Origin of the sequence: Brevundimonas sp. (assembly GCF_036676055.1) — a bacterium.
In the GTDB taxonomy this organism is placed as follows: Bacteria; Pseudomonadota; Alphaproteobacteria; order Caulobacterales; family Caulobacteraceae; genus Brevundimonas.
The window spans coordinates 18,858-43,846 of sequence record NZ_JAKFDS010000054.1; the positions used below are offsets into that span (position 1 = coordinate 18,858).

The window sequence follows — 24,989 nt, forward strand, 5'->3', positions numbered from 1 at the left end:
AGCCTACCGGTTCGGGCGCCGGTCCTCGCGATCGGCGCCCGGCTCGCGCGACTGACGGCGCCAGCGGATCGACAGGCTGGCTTCGCCCTGTCCGCCGAATTTCGAGCTGACGGTCAGATTGCGCCGCACCTGCCATTCGACATTCACGGCCGCGCCGTTCTCGCCGCCGCCGATGATCTCCAGATAGACATCGTCGGTGATGTAGCGGCCGCCCGCCACGGTCAGGCTTGAGGCCTCGCCGCCGAACGACAGTCGGTCCAGTCCGGCCAGCTCGCGCAGATTGCCGATCACGTCGAAGCCGCCGCCCCCGGCCAGGGCGCCCACGCTCGCGGCCAGTTGGGCCGCCTCGAACGCCGACAACTGGGACGCCGAACGCCCGAACAGGACCTGCGACAGGATCTCGTCCTGCGGCAGCTGGGGCGTGGAGGTCAGGGCGATCTCCGGCCGCGCCGCCGTCCCGGTGACCCGGATGGTGGCCGTCAGGGCGGGATCGTCACGGGTGGCGGTGAGGTTGAGACGAATCTGCTCCGGGCGCGTCGACAGGGTGACCGTGCCCCGGTCGTCGAAGATGAAACGCTTGCCGCCGAAGTCGTAGTCGCCCCGGACCACGCGCGCGGTCCCGCTCAGGGTCGGCCGGTTGATGGTGCCGGTCACCCGGGCGTTGACGTTCATCTCCACGTTCAGACCGCGCCCGACCACGAGGACATCGCCGCCGGGGGAACGAATGGCGATGTCGACGCCGATCTGCGGACCGCGCGGGCGGTTCTGCTCTTCCTCCGGGATATCACCGCCGGGCTTGTTGATCTCGACCACATCCATGCGGACGATGCCGTTGGAGCCCGGCGGATTGGCCTCGATGCGGGCCTCGTCGATGTCGATGCGGCCCGTCAACTGGATCTTGCCGTCCTCGGCCCGGACGACGCTGAGCGGGCCGGAGGCGCGCGCCACGGCGATGTCGTTGTCGATGATACGGAAGCGGGCCAGCGTCAGCTCGACGCTGGATCCTGACCCTTCTCTCAGCCCGATGCGGCCGTCGCCCTCTACCGTTCCGCCCGAACCGTCCGTGGCCGAGAAGCTCTCGACCAGGGCGGTGGTGTCGTCGAACCGGCTCGCAAGGGTGACGTCGCGCAACTGCAGCCCCGTGGCGTTGTCGCGGAACCCGCCCTGCCACAGGTCCATCCGGCCGTTGATGCGAGGCGCGGCGATAGAGCCGGCAAGGGTGGCGCGGGCGTTGATGATGCCGGACAGCGAGCGTTCGCCGCCAAGGAACAGGTCCCAGACCGGCTGAACCTGACCCTGGACGTCGATCTCGCCGGACATCGGCCGGGTGCGGACCACAGCCAGACGCAACGGCGCCGCCAAGGCCTCGACGGGAAGGGTGATGTCCGCGCTCGCCCGCACCGCGCCGTCGTCGGCGACCCGGGCCTGGACCCGCAGGGCGTTGTCGACCAGCACGGCGTTCAGCGTGCCGTCAATCGCCAGGCCGCGAGGGGCGTCGACGCTGCGAACGTCTTCCAGCGTCACATTGGCCGAACCGGAGAGGTCGTCGCCGGACCCGCGCAGCGACAGCCGCCCTGTCGCCCGGCCGCGCAGGTCGGGCGCGATCGAACCCAGTTCCACGCTGGTCAGATTGGCCTCGATAATGGAGGCGCGGGAATCCTGGCGCAGTTCTCCGGTCAGAACGCCGCCGCCGACGCCGAGGTCGACACGGACCACGCGACCGTCGCCGGCCAGCGCCACCACTGCCGGATTGCGCGTGGTGAAGGCGATCTCGCGCACCCGGCCCGAACCTTCCAGCACGATGGTCTGGGCGCTCGGCTGGCGCGAATAGACCCCGGTTCCGTCGAAGCTGACCGGGGTCGCCCCGCCGACGTCCGCCTTCAGGGTGAAGGGCAGGCGGTCCAGGGTGCCGCGCCCCTTCAGGTCCAGCGAGCGGATGATCCAGGACGAACCGGCGAGGCGCACATTGCGGCCGGTGACATCGAGAATGGCGGTCTCCGCGCCCGCGCCCTCGGTCAGGCGGATGCGGCCGTCGGCCGTGCCCGAGGCGAGGAAGGCCCCGGGGCGGGCCGTGAAGGTCAGGTCGGCGCTGGAGGGAAATCGGTTGGACAGGGCGATCGCGCCCGTGGCCGTCACGCCGCCGGCGTCGAGGTCGACGTCGGTCAGACGAATGCGATCGCCGCCGAGATAGAAATTGCCGCTGCCGCGGGCGGGACCGTAGTTGGAGCCCGCGACAACCGAGATCCGGCCGTCCGAGGCGTCGGCTCCGCGTCTGAAGCTCAGATCCATGGTCGCGTCGGTCAGGATCAGGGCGCCGGCGGTGACCCGGCCGAAAGCGGCCTTCAGGTCGGCGCTGGGCCGGGCGAGGGTGCCGCCGACCGTTCCGGCGCCAGTCATGGCGCCGTCGATCTCGACAGGCCCGACGCCAAAGGGCCCGCGGGCGTTCCAGTTCATCGCTAGACGCAGGCGACCGTCGCCTTCGATGAAGCCGCGCGCCGCCGCATTGCCATGCGCGCCGCTCAGCCGCGCCGACTCGATGGTCACGCGTGCATCGTTCAACGCCCCGACCAGCTGCAGCCTCGGGGCCTTTCCGAGCAGGCGGTCGAGTTCGCCGATTCCGAGGGCGAAGCCACGCCCTCGACCGTCAAAGGTGATCCGCCACGGCTGGCCCCGGCGCGGCATAGACGCCGCGATGGTTCCGCCGAACGCCCCTTCCGCTCCCTTGCGCAGGCGCGAGGCGTCCGTGACCTCGGCCCGGCCCCGGAAACCGAGGCCGCCCAGCAGGTTGCGTCCACCCGTGCCGGTGACCTTCAGCGCCTGCCCCTCGGCCTCCAGACGTTCGAGCAGGATCGAACCGTCGGCCAGCCGCGCGGCCTCGAACTCAACCTGAGGCGTCGGGCCCAGCAGGCCGCCGACGATGCCCGCCGTCGAACCGCCCGCGACGCGCAGGTCGCCGTCAATATCGTAGCGGCCGTTGCGAGCCCGGATCTCGACCGGTCCGCGGACGCGGCCGGCCTGATAGCTCGACAGGTCGGCGTTCAGCACATCGATCGATCCGTCCAGGCTCCAGGCCGTCTGATCGCCCCGGAACAACGCCGACCAGGCCGCGCTGTCTCCCAGCGGCCGGCCGGCGAGGCGCGACAACGACGGCGTCGAGACCGTGACCCGAACGCCGCGCGGCACGCTGCGGTCGCTCATCCGGATCAGACCGCTGGCGCGCGAGCTCAGGTTCTCGGCGACCAGCCGCCAACCGACTCCCTGGAGGCCGTCGTCATTGCGATCGGGGGCCGTGACCAGGGCGAAGCGGGCGGTACGGCCGATCCGGCGGACGAAGGGATCCAGCAGATCCGAGCCGGAGAAGTCGGCGAAGCCGGTGATGTTGGTCTGTTCGGGTCCGTAGGTCCCCTTGATCGTCAGCGGCGTGAAATCGCCGGTCCGCACGACCGCGTCGACCACCTCGCCGTTGACGATCGCGGTGGCGAGGAAGGGCTCGTCCGGCGAATAGCCCAGTGCGCCGGCGATCGGGCCCCCGCGGGCCTCCTGGGCGCGCAGGTTCAGCCGCATGTCCGCGATGTCGTCGCCGATGGCCGCGGTCAGCCGCAGGAAGTCGCCGGGGCGACTGTTGCTGTCGGCGTTGACGGTGACCCGTTTCAGCCCCTTGCGGGGAACCTGGGCCTCGCCCGCCAGCTTCCAACGCCCGTATTCCTTGCTGAAATCCTCCAGCAATTCTACATCCGCTGTGAAGCGGTCGATGTCGATGGAAAGCGGTTGCGGGCCCGGCGGCTCGGTCTGTGGCTCGACCAGGGGACGGCGGATCAGCCTGACGACCTCGGCCTCGATCTCGGTGGCATGGAAGCGCCGCACGACCAGCGGCCACCAGTTCCAGTCGACCCGGACCTTGCGCGCCTCCAGCCAGACGCCGTCGGCGTCGGTGACCGTCACCCGGTCGATGGTGAAGTCGTCGAACAGGTCGCCGCGCACGCCCTCGACGTTGATGCGTCCGTAGCGGCCCAGTTTCTTGCCCGCCACGAAGCTGGTCACCAGGCCCCGGCCGGAGTCGGACAGCAGGTACATCCGCCCGCCGACAGCGGTCACCAGCAGCAGCGCGGCCAGGATCGCCGCGCCCATGCCGCCGAAGAAGGCCAGGGCCTGAAGCCGGGTGCGCTTCTTGCGCGCCTTCACGGCCGGCGTTTCTGGCGCTTCCGGGGGAGGCGGGGCGTCGGTCAAAACGCCTGTCCGATGCTGACATAGATCTGGAAGTCGGCGTCGCCCTCGCGCTTGTCGAGCGGAAGGGCGATGTCCGCGCGGATCGGGCCGAACGGCAGCTTGTAGCGCAGCCCGACGCCGGCGCCGTACCGCATATTGCTGAAGTCCGGGGCCTGGTCGAAGCCGATCGAGCCGGCGTCGACGAAGACCACGCCCTGGAAGTTCCGGAACAGATCGCGGCGCACCTCGGCCGAGGCATCGAACAGGCTGAGGCCCCCACGGGGGGTATTGTCCGGCAGGCGCGGGGCGACCCCCTGATATTCATAGCCGCGCACGGAGCCGCCGCCGCCCGAATAGAACAGGCGATCCGACGGAACGGTCAGTTCCTCGCCGCCGATGATCGAACCGAGCCGCACGCGGCCCGCCAGCACCGTCTTCGCATTGTCCTGGATCGGCAGATAGGCGGTGGCCTGGGTTTCGGCGCGCAGGAAGACGGTGGTGTCCTCGCCGGTCACGGCGGTGGGCTGGGCGGAGAGCGTCAGTCGCCATCCCGTGGTCGGGTCGAGCGGGTCATTCGAATAGTCGAGATAGGCGCTGCCCCGGCCGGTCAGGATGAACAGATCGCGCTCGAAATTGATCGGCGCCTGGGTGACCGGGTCGAAGCGGTTCTCGTCGTATTTGCCGGCGTCGAGGCCGACCCCGTAGCTGAACCACGAGGTCTTGCCGATCCGCTGCTGCAGGTCGGCGGCGGCCGCGACGGCCGTCCGGCGATAGGCGTCGGTGTCCTCGTTCAGCACCGCCGCCGACAGCTTCAGGGTCTGCCCCGGCCTGCGCCAGTGGGGCAGGCGCAGATCGACGCCCAACCGGCTGTCGACGTCCGCGGCCCGCGCCTGCCAGACCAGGGTGTCCGCCCGTCCGAACCGGTTGTGCCAGGTCCAGATCAGGTCGACGCCGGACCCCTCAGCGGTCGAGAAGGTCGCGCCGGCCTCGAGGATGCGGCGCGGCCGGTCCGTCAGGGTCACGATGACCGGACGGTTGCCGTCGGCGCGGGTCTGATCGGCCGGCGCGAGGGCGACGCCCACGCCGTCGTAGACACCGGTCTCGAGCAGCCGGCGTTCCAGCTCGGCCACGTCCTCCGGGTCGTAGACCTCGCCTTCGGACCATGGGGCCAGACCCGTGACCCAATTCGGATTGGTGGGGCCTCGCGTCTCCAGCCGGACCCCGTCGAGCCGCACCAGGGGGCCGGCGACGATATTGTAGGTCGGTTGCATCGTCAGGGTCGCGTGGTCGACCACGACCCGGCGCGGATTGGCCCGGGCGTCGGCATGGCCGCGTCTCGTCAGGCCGGCGACGACCCGTCCCTCGCCCGAGATGACATCTACGGCGCGGCCGGGGTCCCCGGCCTTCAGCGCCAGATCGCCCAGCACCTCGTCCTGAACCGCGGGGGCGGGCGGCGGCTCGATCCAGTTGACGATCGGATCGCTCAGGGCGAAGCGGGGACCGGGGGTGACCTCGATGATGGCGACCGGCGTTTCCTCGCCCTCGACCACGTCTTCGAGAACCGGCTGGTAGTAGCCTTCCGAGCGGAGGAGGGCCTCGGCCGCTTCAAGCGCGCCCCGGGCGCGCCTGCGGGCCTCGAACCGGTTGGCCGGAGGACCGTCCACCTCTCCGATGGCGCGCTGCAGCTGTTCACGCAGGGCCGCGTCCATCTCGCCGCGCACTTCCGCCCGAGGATCGGCCGCTGCGGCCGTAGCCAGAAGCGCGAACCCCGCCACGCTGCAGAGAAACAGGGCGGGCCTCGGCGTCAATCTGGAACCTTGGTCAACGGGCGTGCGCCCTGTGATTGGCGGGCGGCGGGCGGGATCGCATCCGCCGGCGGCGCAAATGCGGCGCCGCCCTGTTGGATCGGTCAGTAGAACAGGGTTTCGCTGTCGGGCTGGACCGATTCTTCCGAAGAGCGTTTCTCCGCCGGAGCCGCGCTGTTGTCCGTGGGCGGCGTGTCGGTCGCACCCGGTTCGGCGACCGGGGCCTGGACCTCTTCGATGCTGGGCGCGACAGGCTCCTCCATGGCCGGATCCATCACTTCAGGCTCGGCGGGACGGGGGTCGTCGCAGGCGGTCAGCGCGACCGCGCCGACGATGGCGACAAGGGCGAAAAGGCGTTTCATCTGGCGGCTCCCCGGATCGGCGTTCCAACGCGCGGCGGTTTCGACCGTTCCATAGCCAAGATCGCGTCTCGGGTCATCCCGCGTGGCAACCAATCCTTTTCCAATTCACGCCAAGGTGGCGAATGGGAGGGACTACAATGACGGCGACAGCTTACGCCATGGTCGCGCAGGTGCGTTTCCGGGAGCTCAGTACCCGGCTCGCTCTGGCGGCCTTCATCGGAGCCACCGCCTGGTTCGTCACCCAAACGATCTGGCCTGCGGTCTGGTTCGCCGCCGTGATCGGCACCCAGGTGATCGACTGGGCGGTGTTCCGGCGCTTCCGCCTCCACCCGGAGTGGCCGCCGACCCGCGCATACCTGGTCTTGTGCTGCATGACCACGGTGCTGGGCGTGGCGGTTTACGCCGGGATCACGGCCTATCTCTGGTTTCAGGGCGGCGAGGCGGGACGAATCTTCGCCATGGTCCAGTGCGCCGGCGGACTGCTGCACGTCAGCCTGCATATGCACCACGCGCGACCGATTCTGATCTCGGCCGTGGCCGCGCACGCCACCTATTTCCTCGGCCTGCCTGTCTACAGCGCGGCCAGCACCGGCCGTTGGCACGAATTGCTGATCGCCATCGGCTGCCTCCTCTACATGAGCCATCTGGTGGTCGCGGTGCGCCAGAGTTCCACGACCACCACCGCCCTGAAGATGGCCCGCGACGCCGAACAGCGCGCGCGTCAGAAGGCGGAGGTCGCCAGCGCCGCCAAGTCCGACTTTCTCGCCGTGGTCAGCCACGAGATTCGCACCCCGATGAATGCGGTGATCTCGGCCGCCAACCTCCTGCGGGGGACCCGGCTCGACGCCCGCCAGCGCGAGCATGTGGCGATGCTGACCGACGCCGGCGATGTGCTGATGGGCCTCCTCAATGACGTCCTGGACTTCTCCAAGATCGAGGCCGGCAAGATGGAGCTCGAGAGCGCCGACATGATCGTCCGCGAGCGCCTCGCGACCCTGCATCGACTGTGGGAACCGAGAGCCGTCGGCAACGGCGTGCAGCTCGACCTGCGGATCGCGCCCGGGGTTCCGGAAGCGGTCCGGACCGATCCTCTCCGCTTCCAGCAGATTCTGTTCAACCTGCTGTCCAATGCGGTGAAATTCACCCCGAGGGGCGAGATCGTCGTCGACGTCGGCTGGGACTGCGACCGGCTGATGGTGGCGGTGAGCGATACCGGGTGCGGCATACCCGCCGACCGTCTGTCCCAGGTGTTCAACAGCTTCGAACAGGCCGATGTCGGCACGACCCGCCGCCATGGGGGCACGGGCCTCGGCCTGTCGATCAGCCGCAAGCTGGCCGAGATCATGGGCGGGACCCTGACGGTCGCCAGCGTCGAGGGCCAGGGCTCGACCTTCACCCTGTCCCTGCCGATGGAGGCGGTCGTGGGCGAGGCGGTCCGGCCGGAACGCCAGGTCGCCACGGCGGGCGCGCTGCGGGGCCGGTCCATCCTGGCCGCCGACGACCACGAGGTGAACCGCCGCATCCTCAGCCTGTTGCTGGAACCGCATGGCTGTCGGCTGACACTGGTCGAGAATGGCGCGGAGGCCGTGGAGGCCGCCGCCAACGCGCCGTTCGACGCCATTTTGATGGATATGCAGATGCCGGTCATGGACGGGCTGGAGGCGACGCGTCGCATACGCAACGGAACGGTAAACGGCGGCACGCCCGTGATCGCCCTGACCGCCAACGCCCTTGACGTCCACCGCGCCGCCTGGGACGCCGCGGGCGTCCACGCCTTCCTGACCAAGCCGATCGACCCGGTGCTGCTTGCGGGCACCCTGGCCGAGGCCTGCGCCGCCGTGCGTCAGGACGCGTCGGCCTCCGCCGTCGCCTGAGTCCACCGAACGAGGGCGTCGTCCAGCGAGAGGGGCGCGGGCTGCGGTTCGGGGCCGGTCGTGTCGCCATCGAACCTCGGCGCCGGCGCCGGCGCCGGTTGAACAGGTCCTGCGGCCGTGAACGTCCCCCGCGCGGCGTTGTGCGGATGGCCGGGGGCCTCAGCCAGGGTCAACACCGGCGTGACGCAGGCGTCGGTGTCCGCGAACCGGGCCGCCCAGTCGTCCCGGTCGCGTGTGGCGAAGACGGCGGCGAACCGGTCGTGAAGCGCGCTCCACCCTGACAGGTCGAACTGCGGCGCCTCGGCCGCGGGGATTTCCAGCCCCTCCAGCAAGGCGGCGTAGAACTGCGGCTCCAGCGCACCCACGGCGACGAATCGTCCGTCGCGGCAGGCGTAGCAGCGATAGAAGGGGGCTCCGCCGTCCAGCAAATTGGTCCCGCGCGCCTCGTTCCACAGTCCGCGCGCCGCCAGGGCGTGGAACAGGCTGGTGAGCAGCGCCGAGCCGTCTGTCATGGCGGCGTCGACCACCCGCCCCCGGCCGGTGGTTCTCGCTTCCAGCAGGCCCGCCAGCACCCCGGTCACCAGCAGCATGGCCCCGCCGCCATAGTCCCCGACCAGGTTCAGCGGCGGCCGGGGTGGCCGATCGGGCTCGCCCATCATCGACAGGGCCCCGGACAGGGCGATGTAGTTGAGGTCGTGGCCAACCTGCTGCGCCATCGGTCCGCTCTGGCCCCAGCCGGTGACGCGGCCGTAGACCAGACGCGGATTGCGCGTGACGCAGGCGTCCGGTCCAAGGCCGAGCCGCTCCATCACTCCGGGCCGGAAGCCCTCGATCAGCGCGTCGGCCGTGGCGATCAGGGCGTGAACCCGGGCCAGATCAGCCGGCTTTTTCAGATCGACGGCGACCGCCGCTCGTCCGCGGTGCAGGACTTCGCCCCCGACATCCGTGAACACCGGCGCCCCCGCTGACGCGCTGCGGGTCAGGCGCAGCACCTCCGCGCCCAGGTCGGCCAGAACCATGCCCGCGAAGGTGACCGGCCCGAGGCCGTCGAACTCCAGGATGCGCAGACCGGACAGGGGTTTCATGACTTTCCCCTAGCGTTCACCGCCGCAACCGTCGAGGCAGCCCTTGACCCGGCCGCCGCTTTGCAACAGAAGGCGCGTCGCCGGTTCGTCATGACCGGCACGGTATGCGCCCTTAGCTCAGTTGGTTAGAGCATCTGACTTTTAATCAGAGGGTCCTCGGTTCGAGCCCGAGAGGGCGTACCACCCCCTTCAGGAACAAGCTGCGGGCGGCCCGGTTGTCGAGACGACAACGATGGAGCTCGCCATGCCGCACCAGAACGTCGATTCTTCCAACGCCGCGGCCCGCGACGCCGGCGGCGACCCTGCGGGGCCCGTCGAGATCGCCGGCTACCTTGATGAAGGCGATCCGATTGGCGCGGACGATGTCCAGCAGGGCTCGAATCACACCAACCGTCCCGCACGATCGGAGAAGCTGGATCAGCAGGGCCGGAAGACTCGCGCCGGCAACCTCAATCGCCTGAAGACCGGGTCCGCGGACGGGCGTCGGGCGTAGGCCCCGGGCCCGTTCAGGAACTGGACCGACAGGTCCCGACCCTTCCGGTCCGGCCCGTCGCGTGGTTCAAGGGCGCATGCGCCCCCTGCTGTTCCTTGCCCTTGTCTCCATTCCGCTGGCCGGTTGCGCCGGCGCCAGCGACTTCGGGGCCGGGGTGGGAGCCGCCGTGACGGCCCCGCTCGACGATCTGAACCTGCGCCGCCAGTACATCCCCACCGTGCTGTTGCAGGCCGAGGCCAATCCCTACGACCTGCGCAACCTCGACCAGTGTTCGACCATCGGCGCCGAGGTCGTGCGTCTGGACGAGGCCCTGGGCCCGGACCTCGACGAGCCGCCCGCGCCGGACGGTTCGACCATGGGTGAACGCGCCCGGGACGCCGCCTCGAAGGCTGCGCTGGACGCCATCCGCGACACGACCACCGACTTCATCCCGGGCCGCAGCTGGGTTCGCCGGCTGTCGGGCGCGGAGCAGCACAGTCGGCATGTGCAGGCGGCCATTCAGGCCGGACGGATGCGCCGGGCCTTCCTCAAGGGCGTGGGCATGAACCGGAACTGCGCCCCGCCGGCGGCCCCGGGCTGGTTCCGGCCGCGGGGCCGTAGCCAGCGCTAGACGCCGTTCGGAACCTGTCGGGCGTGGAAGTCGCGCCGGAAGACCTCGAACCGACCCTGCGCGATCGCCGCCCGCATCGCCGCCGTCAGGGCCTGGAAATAGGCGATGTTGTGCCAGCTCAGCAGCACCTTGCCGAGAATCTCGTCGGCCCGGATCAGGTGGTGCAGATACGCCTTTGAATAGTCGGTCGAGGCAGGGCAGGGGACATCCGGGTCCAGCGGGTCCTGATCCTCGGCGAAGCGGGCGTTCTTGAGGTTGATCGGCCCGTTCCACGTCCACGCCTGACCATGACGACCGGCGCGGGTGGGCAGGACGCAGTCGAACATATCGACGCCCCGCCAGACCGCCTCGACCAGATCGACCGGCTTGCCGACGCCCATCAGGTAGCGCGGTCGGTCGGCAGGCAGCATCTCGGGCGCATAGTCCAGCACCTCGCACATCGCCTGATGGCCCTCGCCGACGGCCAGCCCGCCGATGGCGTAGCCGTCGAAGCCGGTCTCGATCAGCCGGTCGGAAGACTCGCGGCGCAGGTTCTCGAAGGTCGAGCCCTGCTGAATGCCGAACAGGGCCTGGGTCTCGCGCGTGCCGAAGGCGGCCTTGGACCGCGCGCCCCAGCGGGCCGACAGCTCCATCGCGGCGCGGGCGGCGGGCTCCTCGGCCGGCCAGCTGACGCACTGGTCCAGCTGCATGGAGATGTCGGCGCCGATCCGGTCGGCCTGGATCTCGATCGAGCGTTCGGGGCTGAGGACGTGTTTCGAGCCGTCGATATGGCTGGCGAAGGTGACGGCGTCTTCCTTCACCTTCGAAATGCCGGCCAGCGACATCACCTGGAAGCCGCCGCTGTCCGTGAGGATCGGCTTGTTCCAGCCCATGAATTTGTGCAGCCCGCCCAGCCGCTCCATCCGCTCGGGACCGGGCCGCAGCATCAGGTGGTAGGTGTTGCCCAGCAGGATGTCGGCGCCGGTGTGGGCGACCTGATCCACGGTCATGGCCTTGACCGTGGCGGCGGTGCCGACGGGCATGAAGGCGGGCGTGCGGATGTCGCCGCGCGGCGTCTTCAGCACCCCGGTGCGGGCGCGGCCTTCGGTGGCGGAGATGTCGAACGGAAAGGGCATCAGCTGATCAGGGCCTCAAGGCGTCGGGCCCGCTCCAGGTCCTTGGGGCGGCCGAACAGGCGGCAGGTGGCGATCTGTTCCGCCACCGCGGGAATGAAGACCACGGCGCTGCCGACATCAATTGGCTTCCGGCTGTGAAAGGCGACCGGGGTCCAGTCGCCGCCGGCGCGGACCTCCATCTTGGCCATCACGTCCAGAGGCACGGGCGTCGTCAGGATCTGGCCGAACACCCCGGACCGGAACAGGCCTTCGCCGGGGTCCTGCACGACCTCCCCATGCAGGAGGTCGATCAGGGCGCGGGCGTCACGCGGACTGGCCATGATGTCGACGTCGGGCACGTGCGACTCGTCCAGCCCGGCCAACGCCATCGCTGCGCCGCCGAAGATCCACCAAGGGTCCCGCAGGCCGGTCGCGGCCGAGGCGACGATGTCGAGGGTGGCGACCAGATCGTCCGTCAGGGCGCCGATCATCCTTCGCTCCTGAAAAGCAGGCTGCCGTCGCCATACGAATAGAAGCGGTATCCATCGGCCACCGCATGCGCATAGGCCGCCTTCATCGTCTCCAGCCCGGCGAAGGCGCTCACCAGCATGAACAGGGTCGACTTCGGCAGGTGGAAATTGGTCATCAGCACATCGGCGGCGCGGAAGCGGTAGCCGGGGGTGATGAAGATGGCCGTGTCGCCATGGAAGGGTCGGACGTCGCCATCCCCGGTCGTGGCGCTCTCAAGCAGCCGCAGGGAGGTGGTGCCGACGCAGACGATGCGGCCGCCGGCGGCGCGCACGGCGTTCAGGGCGGCGGCGGTTTCGGCGGAGACCTCGCCCCATTCGCTGTGCATCTTGTGGTCGGCGGTATCGTCGGCCTTGACCGGCAGGAAGGTGCCGGCCCCGACGTGCAGGGTGACGGCGTGGGTCGAGACGCCCTTGGCCTCGATCGCCGCCATCAACGCCGGGGTGAAATGCAGGCCCGCCGTCGGCGCGGCCACCGAGCCGTCCCACTTTGCGAACAGGGTCTGGTAGTCGGTGCGGTCGCGGTCGTCCTCTGCCCGTTTGGCGGCGATATAGGGAGGCAGGGGCATGACGCCGACGTCGCGGATGGCCTCGTCCAGCATCGGTCCGGCGAGATCGAAACGCAGTGTGACGAGCCCGTCTTCGCCCTTGCTCTCAACCGTGGCGTCGAGGCGGCCGAGCAGGCAGGCGCCCTCGGCCCCGGGGCCGAAGCGGATGCGATCCCCCGGCTTGATCCGCTTGCCGGGCTTCATGAAGGCCGACCAGACGTCAGGGGCGTCGCGGTGGTGCAGGGTCGCCTCGACCTCGACGGTGAGCGTCTCCCCTTCCGGCCCGACCCGCTCGCGCAACCCCGACAACCGCGCCGGGATCACCCGCGTGTCGTTGAACACCAGGGCGTCGCCGGGCCGCAGGAAGTCCGGCAGGTCGCGGATGATGCGGTCTTCCAGAGCGCCGTCCTGCACCACCAGCAGGCGCGCGGAATCCCTGGGTTCGGCAGGACGCAGGGCGATCCGGTCGTCTGGCAGGTCAAAGTCGAAATCCGCGGTCTTCATCAGGCGGCGCAAAGGCCACGGGGGAGGGGCGGGGTCAAGCGGCGGCGCTTTCCTTGACCCGGCCCCATTCAGACGCCAAACCGCCCGCCATGCTGCAGAACCTCGAAACCCTCGCGCGCGACGCCAAATCCTGGCCGTTCGAACAGGCCCGCAATCTTCTGGCCCATGTGCTGAAGAAGCGGCTGTCCGACGCCGATCGCAACGCGGCCAAACTGCTGATCGACGCGGGCAAGGCGGGCGAGGCGCTGGCGACGTTCGAGGCCTTGCAGAAGCCTGTCATATTCGAGACCGGCTATGGTCCGTCCGGTCTGCCGCACATGGGCACCTTCGGCGAGGTGGCGCGCACGACCATGGTGCGCAACGCCTTCCGCGCCCTGACCGGCGACCACTGGCCGACGCGGCTGATCGCCTTCAGCGACGACATGGACGGCCTGCGCAAGGTCCCGGAGGGCATTCCCAACCCGGAGATGCTGACCGAGGACCTGCACAAGCCGTTGACGGTGGTGCGCGACCCGTTCGGGACCCACGATAGCTTCGGGGCCCATAACAACGCCCGCCTGCGCGCCTTCCTCGACGGCTTCGGCTTCGAGTACGAATTCCTGTCCTCGACCGAGCAGTACAAATCCGGCCGCTTCGACGCGACCCTGCTGACCCTGCTGGAGCGGTTCGACGCCGTTCAGGCGATCATGCTGCCGACCCTCGGCGAGGAGCGGCGCGCAACCTACTCGCCCTTCCTGCCGATCAGCCCGATCACCGGCCATGTGCTGCAGGTGCCGACGCTGGAGCGCAACGTGGCGAAGGGCACGATCATCTTCGACGACCCGGCCGGCGGGCGCACAGAGGTCCCGGTCACCGGCGGCCATGTGAAGCTGCAGTGGAAGCCCGACTGGGCCATGCGCTGGACGGCGCTGGATGTCGACTACGAGATGTCTGGCAAGGACCTGATCGAGAGCGTCCGCGAGAGCTCCAAGGTCTGCCGGGCGCTGGGCGGCACGCCGCCCGAGGGGTTCAACTACGAGCTCTTCCTCGATGTCGAGGGCAAGAAGATCTCCAAATCCAAGGGCAACGGCCTGACCATGGAGGAATGGCTGCGGTACGGCACGCCGGAGTCGCTGAGCTGGTACATGTTCCAGTCGCCGAAATCGGCCAAGTCACTGCATTTCAACGTCATTCCGCGCGCCATCGACGATTATCTGAGCTTCATCGAGCAGTACAAGACACAGGAGCCGGCCAAGCAGATCGACAACGCCGTCTGGTCGATCCACGCCGGTTCGCCGCCCGATCATACCTCGCCGGTATCCTTCGCCCTGCTGCTGAACCTGGTCGGCGTGGCCAACGCCTCGTCGAAGGCGCAGTTGTGGGCCTATTTCGCCAAATATCTGCCGGACGCCACGCCGGAGAGCGAGCCGCTGCTCGACCGTCTGATGGACCGGGCGCTGAACTACTACGAAGACTTCGTGAAACCGACGAAGTCCTACCGCCTGCCGGACGACAAGGAGAAAGCCGCGCTGCTCGATCTGGCGGGGCGGCTGAAGGCCCTGCCGGCCGACACCACGGACGGCGAGCTGATCCAGGGCGAGGTCTATGCGGTGGGCAAGGAACATGCGTTCGAGCCGCTGCGGGCGTGGTTCGCCGCGCTGTATGAGGTCCTGCTCGGCGCATCCCAGGGGCCGCGGTTCGGCTCGTTCGCGGCCATCTACGGCCTGCCGCAGACCATCCGGCTGATCGAGGACGGGGCCAACGGCAAGCTGGCTTCCTGAGACCTCGCCGAGCGGCGGTCGTCCGGTAACGTACATGAACCGAATATAACGGCCCGCCTCCGGGAGCCTTCATCTAGGGGCGCGCATTGTCCCCTGCATCGACCAACTCGATGACAGGAGATGAGCCATGTCGAAGAACAAGATCACCGCCGCCGTCGCCGCCGCCGCCCTGCTGGGCGGCCTGGCCCCGATGGCCCTCCCGACCGCCGCCGTCGCCCAGCAGGCCAACGGCGTCACCAACTGCGACGCTCCCGGCGGCCGCCAGCGCGCGGGCGCCCTGATCGGCGCCGTCGTCGGCGGCCTGGCCGGCAGCCAGATTTCCAGCAATGAGCGCGCCCTGGGGGCCGTTGTCGGCGCCGGTGCGGGCGCCGCGGCCGGCTCCTACATCGGCTGTAACCAGCAGCGGGCCCGCTCGTACAGCTCGGACTACAGCTACAGCAGCGGCGACACCTATCGCGCCACCTCGAACCTGCGAATTCGCTCGGGTCCGGGCACGAACTACCGCCAGGTCGGCAGCCTGTCCGCCGGCCAGCCCTTCTCGGCCGTCGCCTCGCAGGGTGAATGGGTCCAGATCGCCGGTGGCGGCTGGGTCAACGCCCATTACGTCAGCCGCTGATACGGCCACATCTAAAGGAAGGGCCGCTCCACCCGGGGCGGCCTTTTCTTTGAGTCCTACTGGCTCACCCAGAGAATCCGGCCCATCCAGACGATCTCCTTGCGCGGCACGACGCGGGGCTCATAGGCCGGATTGACCGAAGCCAGGGTCACGGCCCGCGCGGTCAGCGCCGCCACCTCCTTGGCCAAGGTCTCTCCCCCGGTCGTTCGGACCACCACCCGGTCGCCCTTGCGCACGTCCGAGGCCTCGCGGTCGACGATGACCCGATCGCCCTCGCGGTACAGCGGGACCATGGAATCGCCGGCGATGCGCAGGCTCAGCAGCGTCTCGCGCGGGCGCGGCAACTCGGTCTGTTCCCAGCCGTCGCCGACGGGCAGGCCGGCGTCATCGAAAAAACCGTCCTGGCCCGCCTGGGCCATGCCCAGCATCGGCACCGTCGAGGGTCGCTCGGGCGCGTCCTGCGCCAGCGCCGCGAACTCGCCCAGCGAAAGCCCGGTGGCCTGCAGGATTCGGGTCAGGCTCTCGGTCGAGGGCCAGCGGGGTCGCGGCGGATCACCCGGACCGAACCGCTTCGACGGATTGAAGCTGGTCGCGTCCAGCCCCGCCCGCCGCGCCAGCGCCGAGGCGCTGAGCCCCTCGCGCCGCGCCAGGCCGTCGATCGCCTTCCAAAGCTGGCCGTGAGACAGGGACATGATCGGCCAAGGGCCTCCGCGACGGCCATGCGGCCGAGTCGGGGTAATGATACCGCGCCGGCATAGGAATATCCACCTATCCGCTTCGGGCGGCTACGCGATCCCGAGTGCGCGGCGCTCGCGCCAGGCCCGGAAGACACCGATTGTGAGGGCGAGGAGGATGCCGTAGCTGGCCAGATTGACGACGGCGTAGAAGGCGGCGATCGGCGGGCGGGCGTCGACGGCCGTCAGGATGTGGCTCATGACGATGACCGACTGGAGGGCGCTGGCCCAGACGGGCCAGGACCGGCGGCTTTTCCACGCCAGCGCGGCATAGGCCACGAGCATGACCGTATCGACGATCATCAGCCCCCACTGGGTCCCGTACAGCTGGCTGTCCTCCTGGACCAGCAGCCCGGCCAGGGCGCCGAGGGCATAGGCGCCGCCCCCGACCCGTTCGGGCTCGTCACCCTTGAGAAAGGCGAACGCGACGACGACCACGCCGACCGCCGCGCCGATCTGGGAATAGAGGGTGTCGAACATTGCAGATGCTCCGTGCGATCCGCTCACACGAGGGGGTCGATCGACTAGATCTCGCCTGCGCTCATGGAGGCGGCCTTTCGCTCCTGCCAAGCCCAGAAGGTGCCGACAGCCATCGCGATTAGCACGCCGTAGTTCGCCATATTGTTTACGGTGGCGAAGGCGTCGGCGGGCGGCCGAAGGTTTGCAGCCACGAGAATATGGCCGGTAACGATTAAAGCCTGGAAACCGGCGGCCCACATAAGCCACGCCCGGCGGGTGTGCCAGCCGAGGCCGACGAAGACGGCGAGGAGGACGAGGTCCATCCCAAGCGCGCCCCAGCGGGGGAGGCTGAAGCTGCTCCCGTCCCGGATCATCAGGGTGGCCAAAAAGACCAATGCGTAAGCCGCGCCACCTATCCGTTCGGGCTCGTCGCCCTTCAGAAATACAAACGCGATGACCAAAAGCGCGACCGCGGCGACAGCTTGGGAATAGATGGTCTCAAGCACAGAATCGCCCCCACGCGGCATGCATGGGGGCGACAATGCCTCAAGTCAGTGCCGGCGGGAATGACCGCTAGCGGACATTACCTCGAATTAAACTGCGCGCAGACGGTGCTCGCCCGTTGTCGTGGGCCGCTGCTGGCCCTTGTCCATCCCGGCTTCGGCATAGACACCCCAGCCCATACGGCGGTGATCCTTGGCCAGCTCCTCGTGGCAGGCGACGACGGCCTGACGCGCGGCGGCCAAGGCCGCGATGGCTTCCATCGCCTTGGCCTGCGATTCCGCGCCGACCACCGGCGAGACGTTGAGGGCGGTTCGACCGCCGATCATCGACTGCACGAGTGTCGTGGCGTGAGCGATGGCCGCGTCAACGGACTGTTCCGTCGCTTGCAGATCGCCGGCGAGGCTGGCGATGACGTGGGCCTTATCCATGGGAAGCCTCCAACTAATGGTAAGCGAAGCCTTAACATAACTCGGCGGCGTCTGGTAGGGTTTCGTTCACCATGTTTCCCGTTGTGTCGCCTTCCGGACACACGCCCCCGCCCACGGGCGGCGTGTCGCCCGGCTTGTCGAGAGGACCGACGGCCAGCGCGTCCAGGCCCAGTCTGCGGGCAAGCGCGGCGAGGGTGTGGTGGGTCTGGACGAGGTGTCCGCGGGCTTCCGCCAGGGCGCCGACCGCGGCGGCGGCCTCACTGAAGGCGCGTTGGCCGGTGACGGCGGACAGCCAGGCCCCGGCGCGTGCGGCGGGCAGGGCGGCGGTCAGAGACGCCGTCTCGGACATGGCGTGATCAATCGCGGCTTCGGCGGCGTAGAGTCGGACGGCGAGCGCCTCGCCGATGGTCTGTCTGGTCATGGGTGGTCCTCCTGTGAGGACCCCAGCTAATCGAACACCATTCGGCGTTGCAACGACCTACAACTACAGGTCGTGATCGGCGACGAGGAAGTGAGCGGTGAGGGAGGCGATCGGCTGGGCCTCGTCCTCCTGCCAGGCCTCGGCCAACACATGGGCGACCCGTCGGCCGGCCTTGCTGATCCGGGCCCGGGCGTGGACGTCCACGGGGCGGCCGGGGCGCAGATAGGCCACGGTGACGTTGATCGGGCGCGGCAGGCGCAGGCGCGGATACGACAGCGCCACCTGGCCCACGGCCGTCAGCTCCAGAAGGGCGGCGGTCGCCCCGCCGTGCAGGGCCGGCAGCATCGGGTTGCCGATCAGCCGGTCAGCGAACGGCATGGTTACGGTCAGGGCGTCGCCGTCCTGCCGCGAGACGAGGCCGAGGAAGCGGGCGTACGGCAGGCGGTCCAGCAGGGCGCTCATCGGGCCGCTTCCGCGCTCGCGGGCCGGGGAGCGCCCGGCGTGCGTCCATCGCTGGCGCTGAGGATATAGGCCGCCTGGGCCGCCGCGACGGGGTTCTCCGGCCCGTCTTCGAACGCCCAGGCCCGGACGAAGGCGATCGAGTGGGTCAGGCGATAGCACCGCGCCTCGGCGATCAGGTCGCGACCGGGCTCCGCCGCCCGCATGTAGTCGACCCGCAGGTCCAGGGTGGCGATCGGCTCGAATCGATCCAGCGCGATCCAAACCGCCAGCCCGCCGACGTGATCCAGCAGGGCGGTCACCAGACCGCCGGCCAGGACGCCGGTGTCAGGGTCGCCCACCAGATCCTCGCGCCACGGCACGCGGAGGCGCACCCGGTCGCCCTCCAGCCCCTCGAAGGCGAAACCGAGGGCGTGGGTGTGGGCCGCGCCGGAGGCCAGCTGGGGCAGCAGGGACACGAGGGTGGAGGAGGCCATGTCCTGCTATCGCCCCGGGGCGGGTTGGGACGCAAGCGCGCTTCGTGCGTTCACCCCCGGCTGCAAAGGCTCCATATGGGTTTCCATGATCCGTTTCGAGGACCTGCTCAGGCCGACGCCGGCCGGCCTGTACTGCCCGCCGGGCGACTTCCATGTCGACCCTGTGCGCCCGGTTGACCGGGCGGTCATCACCCACGGCCATTCGGACCATGCCCGGGCAGGGCACGGCGCAGTCCTGGCCACTCCGCAGACTCTCGCCATCATGGCCGAACGCTACGGCGTCGATTTCGCCGGTCGCGAACAGCCGGTCGCCTATGGCGAGACCGCGTCGCACAACGGCGTCGAGGTCACCCTCGTCCCCGCCGGCCATGTGCTGGGCTCGGCCCAGGCGGTGATCCGCTGGAAAGGCCTCACCATGGTGGTTTCGGGCGACTACAAGCGCCGCCGCGATCCGACCTGCGAGCCTTTCGAGCCCGTGCCCTGCGACGTCTTCATCTCGGAAGCGACCTTCGGCCTGCCGGTCTTCGCCCATCCGCCGGACAGTGAGGAGATCGGCCGGCTGATCCACTCGCTGCAGCAGTTCCCGGACCGGGCCCATCTGGTCGGCGCCTATGCCCTGGGCAAGGCCCAGCGGGTCATCCGTCTGTTGCGGGAGGCCGGCTGGGAGCGGCCTGTCTACGTTCACGGCGCGCTGGAGCGGCTGAACCGGCTGTATGAGCGCGAGGGCGTGGATCTTGGTCCGCTGGCGCCGGCCACCGGGCTGAAGCCCAACGCGCTGGGGGGCGAGGTGGTGATCGCCCCGCCTTCCGCCACCCAGGACCGCTGGTCGCGCCGCTTCGCCGATCCGGTGCTGGCCTTCGCCTCGGGATGGATGGGCGTGCGCGCCCGGGCGCGCCAGAGGGGCGTGGAACTGCCTCTCGTGCTCTCCGACCACGCCGACTGGCCTGAACTGACCGCGACCTTCGCCGAGCTCCGGCCCGAGGAGGTGTGGATCACCCACGGGCGCGAGGAGGGTCTGCTGCGCTGGTGCGAACTGAACGGCCAGACCGCCCGCGCGCTGCGGCTGGTTGGCTACGACGAGGAGGACGAGGAGGTCGCCCCGGAAGAGCGGGGCTAGGCCGCCGACCGCGACGATCGCCGCCGGGTCGGGGTCTCGCCGGCCGCCGGGACGGCCGTGGACTGCTCCAGCGCGGTGTTCATGGCCATGCGCAGCCGTTCCGGCTTGATCGGCTTCTCGACCACGGCGGCCATGCCGCAGGCGATGTATTTGCGCGCGTCCTCGGGATCGGCGTTGGCGGTCAGGGCCACGATTGGAATGCTGCCGACGGGCCCGTCGAGGGCGCGGATCGCCTGCGTCGCCTGCACGCCGTCCATGCGCGGCATCTTGATGTCCATCAGGATGAGGTCGAACTGGCGCTCCTGAACCGCCTCCAGCGCCTCGACCCCGTCTTCGGCCGTCTCGGAGGTGCAGCCGAACATCTCGCACAGCGCCTGGGCGACCACGCGGTTGGTGGCGTTGTCGTCGACGATCAGGACGTGCGGATTGCTCCGCATCTCCAGGTCGGACAGCGACTGCACGTTCGAGGCGGGAACGGCCTCCACGCGCGTGCGATCGACCTCGACATCAAAGGCGAAGGTTGCGCCCCGTCCCGGGTTGTTCTCGGCCCAGATGCGGCCGCCCATGCGTTCGATGATCTGGCGGCAGATCGACAGCCCCAGACCCGCGCCGTCTGGCCCGGCTCCATGGAAGAAGGGCTCGAAGATCATATCCACCCGGTCGGCCTCGACGCCGGGCCCGTCGTCGCGAACCCGGGCCTCGAGCATGATCCGGTCACCCGAGGCCACGGCCTTCAGACTGGTCTCGACCACGCCGTTGCGGGCGAATTTGAGGGCGTTGCCGATCAGGTTGTTGAACACCTGCTTCAGCCGGACCCCGTCGACGACGGCGGCGAGCTCGGTGTCGCCCTCGTAACTGATCATCAGGGTGACGTCGTCCTGGGAAGCCCGCGGCGCCCACATGGCCTGGACGTCATCCATCAGGCTCCGCAGCGGAGTGGGCTCGGCGTTCAGTTCCAATTCGCCGGCTTCGGCCCGCGACAGGTCGAGGGCGTCCTGCAGAATGCGCAGCAGCGTCTCGGAGGACTCCACGATGGTGGTCACGTGGGCGTGCGCCTGCGCGTTCAGCGGCTGGCGGCGCAGCAGTTCGGCCACCGCCAGCACGCCGTTCATCGGCGTGCGCAGCTCGTGGCTCATGATGGTCAGGAACTGGCTCCGGGCGCGCGCCGACATCAGGGCCTGGGTGCGGGTGTCGTTGAGCTCGCGGGCCTGCTCCTCCAGCTCGGCGTTCTTGCGCCGCTGGCTCTCGTTGACCGCCCGTAGCAGGGAAACCGCCGTGCCCACGCCGTGATAACGCCCGTTGCGGGTGACGATGAAGCCGCGCATCAAGGATCCCGCGCCACCCTTCATCAGGGCGTCGCAGACGATGTCGATCGACACCCCGGCCTCGATGATCGCGGGGTCCCGATCCATCAGATAACTCACCGGCCGCCCGGCGTAGAGGGCATGGCCGAACGGAGTGGCGATTTTCAGCAGGAAGGCGTTGCGCTCGATCAGACCGACCGGCTTGCGGTCCTCGACGACGGGGATCACGAGGGTGTCGGGATCGCTCTCGAAGCGGGTGAACACCTCGCTTGCCGGCGTCTGAGGCGACACCGCCTCCGCGCGCTCGGTGAGAACTTCAAGGGTCGGCATACTCACCGGCACTCCACTGCGACCTTTGGACACTGGCGGGGAACCGTTTGCGGAAGGGTTAAGGATCGCCGCTTTTGCGCCGTTTTTGCGCGACCTCTCCGGCTGGTGTAGAAGGCCCGCCCCGTCCTGGAGCGGCCCATCCCTTTGTCCATGCGCGCGGCCGACCGGCCGACCGCAGGTTTGTCATGAGCGATTCACTGCAAACGCCTGCAAATTCCGCTCTCGTCCTGTTCTCCGGCGGACAGGACAGCGCCACCTGCCTGGCGTGGGCGGTGGGACGCTACGAGCGGGTCGAGACCGTGGGATTCGACTATGGCCAGCGCCACGCCGTCGAGATGCAGGCGCGGCTGAATGTGCGGGACGGCATGGCGCGGGTGCTGCCCCGGTTCGCGGACCGGCTGGGCCCGGACCATGTGGTCGACCTGACCGGCTACGGCCGCATCGCCGAGAGCGCCCTGACCAGCGAGCGCGCCATCGAGCTGGACGCGCGGGGCCTGCCGACCACCTTCGTCCCGGGCCGCAATCTCGTGTTCCTCACCGTCGCGGCGGCCTTGGCGGACCGGCGCGGGCTCGACGTCCTGGTCGGCGGCATGTGCGAGACCGACTTCTCCGGCTATCCTGACTGCCGACGGGACACGATCGACGCCATGGCGCGCGCGCTCAGCCTCGGCCTCGACAAGCCGGTGGTCATCGAGACCCCGTTGATGGCCTTGACCAAGGCGGACACCTGGGCCCTCGCCGACGTCCTGGGCGGCAAGCCCCTGGTCGAACTGATCATCGAGGCGTCCCACACCTGCTACCGCGGCGACCGGGAACACCGGCAGCCCTGGGGTTACGGCTGCGGCGACTGCCCGGCCTGCGAGTTGCGCGCGGCCGGCCACGCGGACTGGTCGGCGCGGTCATGACCTATTCCGCGAAAGAGGTCTTCCTGACGGTTCAGGGCGAGGGCGGGCAGGCCGGACGGCCGGCGGTCTTCCTGCGTTTCGCCGGCTGCAACCTGTGGAACGGGCTGGAGCGCGACCGCGCGATGGCCGTCTGCAGCTTCTGCGACACCGACTTCGTCGGGACCGACGGCGACGGCGGCGGCAAGTTCGCGACCGCCGAGGCCCTCGCCGATCACGTCGCGGCGATGTGGCGGGGCAGGGCGGGGGATCCGAAGCTCGTCGTCTGCACCGGCGGCGAACCCCTGCTGCAGCTCGATCGGCCCCTGATCGAGGCCCTGCACACGCGCGGTTTCGAGATCGCCATCGAGTCCAACGGCACGCTCGCCGCGCCCGCCGGAATCGACTGGATCTGCGTCAGCCCGAAGGCCGACGCGCCGGTGGTCCAGATCTCGGGTCAGGAGCTCAAACTCGTCTTCCCGCAGCCCGCCGCCATGCCCGACCGGTTCGAACACCTCGCCTTCGAACGCTTCTGGCTCCAGCCCATGGACGGCCCGGAGCGCGAGGCCAACACCGCGGCGGCCATCGACTATTGCCTGACCCACCCGAAATGGCGGCTCAGCGTCCAGACCCACAAATACATCGGCGTCAGATGAACGTTTTCGAGATCACCAAGGCGGCCACCTTCGACGCCGCCCATCACTTTCCGAACGAGCCGGAGGGCAGCATCTATCGCCGTCTGCACGGCCATTCCTTCCAGGTCGAGGCCACGGTGCGCAGCGAGACGCTTGACGCGGCCCACGGCTGGGTCGCCGACCTCGGCGCCCTCGACCGGGCCCTGAAGGCGGCGGCGGGAGAACTGGACCATGGCATGCTCAACGAGCACGCCGGGCTGGAGCTGCCGTCGCTGGAGAATCTGTGCCTGTGGTTCGCCAATCGCCTGAAGCCGGAGTGGCCCGGCCTCAGCCGCATCACCGTCTCGCGACCGACCATCCACGAGCGCTGCGTCCTGACGCTGTAGGCTGGGTCCACTGGTGTCGCTGGTGTCCCGCATGTCGTCAGCGGGAAGGTCGCGCATGCCACTGCCGGAATGTGTCGGCCTGCCGGAGACTCGCTAGCAGTCCTGGCCCTGGCGCTGGCGCTGTTCGCAGCGGCGCTGCTCGCGCTCATGGTCGCGCTGTTCCCGTTCGCGTTTGGCCCGGGTTTCCTCGTCGGAGGTGGTGACGGCGTCGACGCCGGCGCCGACCACGGCGCCCGTGGCCTTGGCCGTTCCGCCGACCACGGCGGCTCCGGCCCCCACGACGGCGCCTACCAGGCAGCCCTGCAGCATCAGGCAGACGCCGGCCAGCGCCAGCAGCCGTCCGCCCGTTCCGATGGTCTTGTTCATCCAGAATCCCTCATCTTCGAGACCGCTTTGTAGGCGCACCCTGACCGTCTTGTCCGGCGGAATAGCGGCGGCCGGTGCGCGGATTCGCGCATGAGGTGCAACCGCGCGCCCTCATCATCGCTAAAGGCGTATGAACAGGTCCTGTTTGGAAAGGTCCGGTAATGCGCGTCTTGTTGCTTGGGGTTTGTCTCGTCTCGTTGTCGGGCGGCGCCGCCTCGGCGCATGAGCCGGCTCGAATGCAGGATGGGCGGGCCTACCACCATGATCACGGCGGATATGGCGACCCGCGGTCCGGGGGCGCTTGGGAACGCCGCGAGGCGGTCGGCTACCGCGCCCCGCCATGGAGCGGTCAGTACGCCTATCAGTCATCCGCGAGCCGGATGTGGTCGTCGTCCTGGGTCGGCGAATCGTACCGGGAAGTCGGCCCGCGCGAGCACGGCTACGGATACGCCGAGCGGGACTACCGCGACTGCCGCTGCGCTCCGGCGCCGCCCGTCCGGCCCGCCGAGGTCTATGTCCGTCCCGGGCCCGTCTACATGGACCGCCGACCCGTCTATATCGAGCAACGCCCGGTCTACATCGAGCAGCCGCCGATCTACGTGAGCTCGCCGCCCATCTATGTCGAGGGCCCGCCGGTCTACGTCGAATCGCCGCCCGTCTATGTCGATCCGCCCGTGGTTCATGTGACCCCCGGGCCGGTGCATGTGGCTCCGCCGGAAGTGCACGTTCGGCCCCCGGAGGTCGTGCACGAGGCCCCTCCGCCTCCGCCGCCGCCGCCGCCGACCCATTTCGGCGACCTGCCGCCGCCGGGAAACGTCCCGCCGGTGGCGCCGCCTCCGCACAACTACCGCCAGGAACCGGGCGAGCGCGGCTGAGCCTGCAAGGGCGGCTGGTGGGCGGCGAGGGGTTCGAACCCCCGACCCCCTCGGTGTAAACGAGGTGCTCTGACCAGCTGAGCTAGCCGCCCGATTTTCTTGCCCTGGCGCCCGCCGCGCGGCGGCTCAC

General features: G+C 69.4%; 26 protein-coding genes and 2 tRNA genes. 11 read left to right on the forward strand and 17 right to left on the reverse strand.

Going from position 1 to position 24,989, the window contains the following annotated elements; translation table 11 throughout:
* Positions 1 to 3 precede the first annotated feature (3 nt).
* The 3 genes from V6M45_RS08750 to V6M45_RS08760 all read right to left on the reverse strand — a co-directional run bounded on the left by V6M45_RS08750 (position 4) and on the right by V6M45_RS08760 (position 6,373).
* Positions 4 to 4,182, reverse strand: a complete 4,179-nt coding sequence (locus tag V6M45_RS08750) for a translocation/assembly module TamB domain-containing protein (RefSeq protein ID WP_332655561.1) — start codon at positions 4,180 to 4,182, stop codon at positions 4 to 6.
* Between the two features lie 41 nt (positions 4,183 to 4,223).
* A complete protein-coding gene (locus V6M45_RS08755; protein ID WP_442880570.1) occupies positions 4,224 to 6,014 on the reverse strand; it encodes an autotransporter assembly complex protein TamA in 1,791 nt (596 codons plus the stop codon).
* Between the two features lie 101 nt (positions 6,015 to 6,115).
* Positions 6,116 to 6,373, reverse strand: coding sequence for a hypothetical protein (locus V6M45_RS08760; RefSeq protein ID WP_332655562.1), 258 nt, complete (start codon positions 6,371 to 6,373; stop codon positions 6,116 to 6,118).
* Positions 6,374 to 6,510: 137 nt separating this feature from the next.
* On the opposite strand from V6M45_RS08760, the gene V6M45_RS08765 reads away from it, so the two are divergent.
* Positions 6,511 to 8,247 carry an ATP-binding protein gene (locus tag V6M45_RS08765; protein WP_332655563.1) on the forward strand — a complete coding sequence of 579 codons (1,737 nt, stop codon included), beginning with the start codon at positions 6,511 to 6,513 and terminating at the stop codon, positions 8,245 to 8,247.
* Here V6M45_RS08765 and V6M45_RS08770 read toward each other — a convergent pair.
* A complete protein-coding gene (locus tag V6M45_RS08770; protein ID WP_332655564.1) occupies positions 8,217 to 9,332 on the reverse strand; it encodes a CaiB/BaiF CoA transferase family protein in 1,116 nt (371 codons plus the stop codon). The two genes, V6M45_RS08765 and V6M45_RS08770, sit on opposite strands and share 31 nt — an antisense overlap.
* Before the next feature lie 106 nt (positions 9,333 to 9,438).
* Here V6M45_RS08770 and V6M45_RS08775 point away from each other — a divergent pair.
* The 3 genes from V6M45_RS08775 (at position 9,439) to V6M45_RS08785 (ending at position 10,435) form a co-directional block, all read left to right on the forward strand.
* Positions 9,439 to 9,515: transfer RNA gene (locus V6M45_RS08775), tRNA-Lys, on the forward strand.
* A 61-nt stretch (positions 9,516 to 9,576) separates the two neighbouring features.
* On the forward strand, positions 9,577 to 9,825 hold the full coding sequence (locus V6M45_RS08780; protein WP_332655566.1) for a hypothetical protein: 249 nt from the start codon (positions 9,577 to 9,579) through the stop codon (positions 9,823 to 9,825).
* Between the two features lie 76 nt (positions 9,826 to 9,901).
* Complete coding sequence (locus V6M45_RS08785; RefSeq protein ID WP_332655568.1) at positions 9,902 to 10,435, forward strand: hypothetical protein; 534 nt, start codon at positions 9,902 to 9,904, stop codon at positions 10,433 to 10,435.
* Here V6M45_RS08785 and tgt read toward each other — a convergent pair.
* The 3 genes from tgt to queA are packed head-to-tail and all read right to left on the reverse strand — an operon-like array spanning position 10,432 to position 13,108.
* Entirely contained in the window at positions 10,432 to 11,553 is a 1,122-nt protein-coding gene (gene tgt / locus V6M45_RS08790) for a tRNA guanosine(34) transglycosylase Tgt (RefSeq protein ID WP_332655724.1), read from the reverse strand. The genes V6M45_RS08785 and tgt overlap by 4 nt on opposite strands.
* Positions 11,550 to 12,020, reverse strand: coding sequence for a hypothetical protein (locus V6M45_RS08795; RefSeq protein WP_332655570.1), 471 nt, complete (start codon positions 12,018 to 12,020; stop codon positions 11,550 to 11,552). Before V6M45_RS08795 ends, tgt begins: the two co-directional genes overlap by 4 nt.
* Positions 12,017 to 13,108, reverse strand: coding sequence for a tRNA preQ1(34) S-adenosylmethionine ribosyltransferase-isomerase QueA (gene queA, locus V6M45_RS08800; RefSeq protein ID WP_332655571.1), 1,092 nt, complete (start codon positions 13,106 to 13,108; stop codon positions 12,017 to 12,019). The genes V6M45_RS08795 and queA overlap by 4 nt, the downstream gene beginning before the upstream one ends.
* Positions 13,109 to 13,197: 89 nt before the next feature.
* Between queA and V6M45_RS08805 the strand changes: the two genes are divergently transcribed.
* Complete coding sequence (locus V6M45_RS08805) at positions 13,198 to 14,868, forward strand: lysine--tRNA ligase (protein ID WP_332655726.1); 1,671 nt, start codon at positions 13,198 to 13,200, stop codon at positions 14,866 to 14,868.
* Positions 14,869 to 14,995: 127 nt separating this feature from the next.
* Positions 14,996 to 15,484 carry an SH3 domain-containing protein gene (locus tag V6M45_RS08810; protein ID WP_332655573.1) on the forward strand — a complete coding sequence of 163 codons (489 nt, stop codon included), beginning with the start codon at positions 14,996 to 14,998 and terminating at the stop codon, positions 15,482 to 15,484.
* A 56-nt stretch (positions 15,485 to 15,540) separates the two neighbouring features.
* Here V6M45_RS08810 and V6M45_RS08815 read toward each other — a convergent pair whose 3' ends face one another.
* The 7 genes from V6M45_RS08815 to V6M45_RS08845 all read right to left on the reverse strand — a co-directional run bounded on the left by V6M45_RS08815 (position 15,541) and on the right by V6M45_RS08845 (position 18,965).
* A complete protein-coding gene (locus V6M45_RS08815) occupies positions 15,541 to 16,176 on the reverse strand; it encodes a S24 family peptidase (RefSeq protein ID WP_332655575.1) in 636 nt (211 codons plus the stop codon).
* A 93-nt stretch (positions 16,177 to 16,269) separates the two neighbouring features.
* Positions 16,270 to 16,698 (reverse strand): hypothetical protein, encoded by a 429-nt coding sequence (locus V6M45_RS08820; RefSeq protein WP_332655577.1) that lies wholly within the window; start codon positions 16,696 to 16,698, stop codon positions 16,270 to 16,272.
* A 44-nt stretch (positions 16,699 to 16,742) separates the two neighbouring features.
* Positions 16,743 to 17,183, reverse strand: coding sequence for a hypothetical protein (locus V6M45_RS08825; RefSeq protein WP_332655579.1), 441 nt, complete (start codon positions 17,181 to 17,183; stop codon positions 16,743 to 16,745).
* Positions 17,184 to 17,270: 87 nt separating this feature from the next.
* Positions 17,271 to 17,609, reverse strand: a complete 339-nt coding sequence (locus V6M45_RS08830; RefSeq protein ID WP_332655581.1) for a hypothetical protein — start codon at positions 17,607 to 17,609, stop codon at positions 17,271 to 17,273.
* Positions 17,610 to 17,640: 31 nt separating this feature from the next.
* Positions 17,641 to 18,030, reverse strand: a complete 390-nt coding sequence (locus tag V6M45_RS08835) for a hypothetical protein (protein ID WP_332655583.1) — start codon at positions 18,028 to 18,030, stop codon at positions 17,641 to 17,643.
* 63 nt (positions 18,031 to 18,093) lie between these two features.
* Positions 18,094 to 18,492 (reverse strand): PaaI family thioesterase, encoded by a 399-nt coding sequence (locus V6M45_RS08840; protein WP_332655585.1) that lies wholly within the window; start codon positions 18,490 to 18,492, stop codon positions 18,094 to 18,096.
* Positions 18,489 to 18,965, reverse strand: a complete 477-nt coding sequence (locus V6M45_RS08845) for a PaaI family thioesterase (protein WP_332655587.1) — start codon at positions 18,963 to 18,965, stop codon at positions 18,489 to 18,491. The genes V6M45_RS08840 and V6M45_RS08845 overlap by 4 nt, the downstream gene beginning before the upstream one ends.
* 85 nt (positions 18,966 to 19,050) lie before the next feature.
* Between V6M45_RS08845 and V6M45_RS08850 the strand changes: the two genes are divergently transcribed.
* A complete protein-coding gene (locus V6M45_RS08850; protein ID WP_332655589.1) occupies positions 19,051 to 20,082 on the forward strand; it encodes a ligase-associated DNA damage response exonuclease in 1,032 nt (343 codons plus the stop codon).
* Here V6M45_RS08850 and V6M45_RS08855 read toward each other — a convergent pair.
* Complete coding sequence (locus V6M45_RS08855) at positions 20,079 to 21,716, reverse strand: response regulator (protein WP_332655591.1); 1,638 nt, start codon at positions 21,714 to 21,716, stop codon at positions 20,079 to 20,081. The genes V6M45_RS08850 and V6M45_RS08855 overlap by 4 nt on opposite strands.
* A 185-nt stretch (positions 21,717 to 21,901) precedes the next feature.
* On the opposite strand from V6M45_RS08855, the gene queC reads away from it, so the two are divergent.
* Genes queC through V6M45_RS08870 form a run of 3 tightly spaced genes read left to right on the forward strand, consistent with a single transcriptional unit; the run spans position 21,902 to position 23,618 of the window.
* The gene (gene queC, locus V6M45_RS08860; RefSeq protein ID WP_332655593.1) at positions 21,902 to 22,621 is read left to right on the forward strand and encodes a 7-cyano-7-deazaguanine synthase QueC; all 720 of its coding nucleotides are present in this window, start codon (positions 21,902 to 21,904) and stop codon (positions 22,619 to 22,621) included.
* Positions 22,618 to 23,253: a 7-carboxy-7-deazaguanine synthase gene (gene queE, locus V6M45_RS08865; RefSeq protein WP_332655595.1), complete on the forward strand. Its 636-nt coding sequence runs from the start codon at positions 22,618 to 22,620 to the stop codon at positions 23,251 to 23,253. Before queC ends, queE begins: the two co-directional genes overlap by 4 nt.
* Positions 23,250 to 23,618, forward strand: a complete 369-nt coding sequence (locus V6M45_RS08870) for a 6-pyruvoyl trahydropterin synthase family protein (RefSeq protein ID WP_332655597.1) — start codon at positions 23,250 to 23,252, stop codon at positions 23,616 to 23,618. Before queE ends, V6M45_RS08870 begins: the two co-directional genes overlap by 4 nt.
* 93 nt (positions 23,619 to 23,711) lie before the next feature.
* Here the strand turns inward: V6M45_RS08870 and V6M45_RS08875 are convergent, their stop codons facing one another.
* On the reverse strand, positions 23,712 to 23,984 hold the full coding sequence (locus V6M45_RS08875) for a hypothetical protein (protein ID WP_332655599.1): 273 nt from the start codon (positions 23,982 to 23,984) through the stop codon (positions 23,712 to 23,714).
* A gap of 161 nt (positions 23,985 to 24,145) precedes the next feature.
* Here V6M45_RS08875 and V6M45_RS08880 point away from each other — a divergent pair, with 161 nt between their 5' ends.
* On the forward strand, positions 24,146 to 24,859 hold the full coding sequence (locus V6M45_RS08880; protein WP_332655600.1) for a hypothetical protein: 714 nt from the start codon (positions 24,146 to 24,148) through the stop codon (positions 24,857 to 24,859).
* Between the two features lie 15 nt (positions 24,860 to 24,874).
* Here V6M45_RS08880 and V6M45_RS08885 read toward each other — a convergent pair.
* Positions 24,875 to 24,951: transfer RNA gene (locus V6M45_RS08885), tRNA-Val, on the reverse strand.
* Positions 24,952 to 24,989: the final 38 nt, after the last annotated feature.

What these genes read in the sequence shown, in the direction of transcription:
- V6M45_RS08810 (WP_332655573.1), top strand. Translation starts at nt 14,996, where the DNA reads ATGTCGAAGAACAAGATCACCGCCGCCGTCGCCGCCGCCGCCCTGCTG.
- V6M45_RS08765 (WP_332655563.1), top strand. Translation starts at nt 6,511, where the DNA reads ATGACGGCGACAGCTTACGCCATGGTCGCGCAGGTGCGTTTCCGGGAG.
- V6M45_RS08880 (WP_332655600.1), top strand. Translation starts at nt 24,146, where the DNA reads ATGCGCGTCTTGTTGCTTGGGGTTTGTCTCGTCTCGTTGTCGGGCGGC.
- V6M45_RS08820 (WP_332655577.1), bottom strand. Translation starts at nt 16,698, where the DNA reads ATGTTCGACACCCTCTATTCCCAGATCGGCGCGGCGGTCGGCGTGGTC.
- V6M45_RS08855 (WP_332655591.1), bottom strand. Translation starts at nt 21,716, where the DNA reads ATGCCGACCCTTGAAGTTCTCACCGAGCGCGCGGAGGCGGTGTCGCCT.
- queA (WP_332655571.1), bottom strand. Translation starts at nt 13,108, where the DNA reads ATGAAGACCGCGGATTTCGACTTTGACCTGCCAGACGACCGGATCGCC.
- V6M45_RS08875 (WP_332655599.1), bottom strand. Translation starts at nt 23,984, where the DNA reads ATGAACAAGACCATCGGAACGGGCGGACGGCTGCTGGCGCTGGCCGGC.
- V6M45_RS08760 (WP_332655562.1), bottom strand. Translation starts at nt 6,373, where the DNA reads ATGAAACGCCTTTTCGCCCTTGTCGCCATCGTCGGCGCGGTCGCGCTG.
- queC (WP_332655593.1), top strand. Translation starts at nt 21,902, where the DNA reads ATGAGCGATTCACTGCAAACGCCTGCAAATTCCGCTCTCGTCCTGTTC.
- V6M45_RS08870 (WP_332655597.1), top strand. Translation starts at nt 23,250, where the DNA reads ATGAACGTTTTCGAGATCACCAAGGCGGCCACCTTCGACGCCGCCCAT.
- V6M45_RS08815 (WP_332655575.1), bottom strand. Translation starts at nt 16,176, where the DNA reads ATGTCCCTGTCTCACGGCCAGCTTTGGAAGGCGATCGACGGCCTGGCG.
- V6M45_RS08795 (WP_332655570.1), bottom strand. Translation starts at nt 12,020, where the DNA reads ATGATCGGCGCCCTGACGGACGATCTGGTCGCCACCCTCGACATCGTC.
- V6M45_RS08805 (WP_332655726.1), top strand. Translation starts at nt 13,198, where the DNA reads ATGCTGCAGAACCTCGAAACCCTCGCGCGCGACGCCAAATCCTGGCCG.
- V6M45_RS08850 (WP_332655589.1), top strand. Translation starts at nt 19,051, where the DNA reads ATGATCCGTTTCGAGGACCTGCTCAGGCCGACGCCGGCCGGCCTGTAC.
- queE (WP_332655595.1), top strand. Translation starts at nt 22,618, where the DNA reads ATGACCTATTCCGCGAAAGAGGTCTTCCTGACGGTTCAGGGCGAGGGC.
- V6M45_RS08835 (WP_332655583.1), bottom strand. Translation starts at nt 18,030, where the DNA reads ATGACCAGACAGACCATCGGCGAGGCGCTCGCCGTCCGACTCTACGCC.
- V6M45_RS08770 (WP_332655564.1), bottom strand. Translation starts at nt 9,332, where the DNA reads ATGAAACCCCTGTCCGGTCTGCGCATCCTGGAGTTCGACGGCCTCGGG.
- V6M45_RS08840 (WP_332655585.1), bottom strand. Translation starts at nt 18,492, where the DNA reads ATGAGCGCCCTGCTGGACCGCCTGCCGTACGCCCGCTTCCTCGGCCTC.
- V6M45_RS08785 (WP_332655568.1), top strand. Translation starts at nt 9,902, where the DNA reads ATGCGCCCCCTGCTGTTCCTTGCCCTTGTCTCCATTCCGCTGGCCGGT.
- V6M45_RS08830 (WP_332655581.1), bottom strand. Translation starts at nt 17,609, where the DNA reads ATGGATAAGGCCCACGTCATCGCCAGCCTCGCCGGCGATCTGCAAGCG.
- V6M45_RS08780 (WP_332655566.1), top strand. Translation starts at nt 9,577, where the DNA reads ATGCCGCACCAGAACGTCGATTCTTCCAACGCCGCGGCCCGCGACGCC.
- V6M45_RS08845 (WP_332655587.1), bottom strand. Translation starts at nt 18,965, where the DNA reads ATGGCCTCCTCCACCCTCGTGTCCCTGCTGCCCCAGCTGGCCTCCGGC.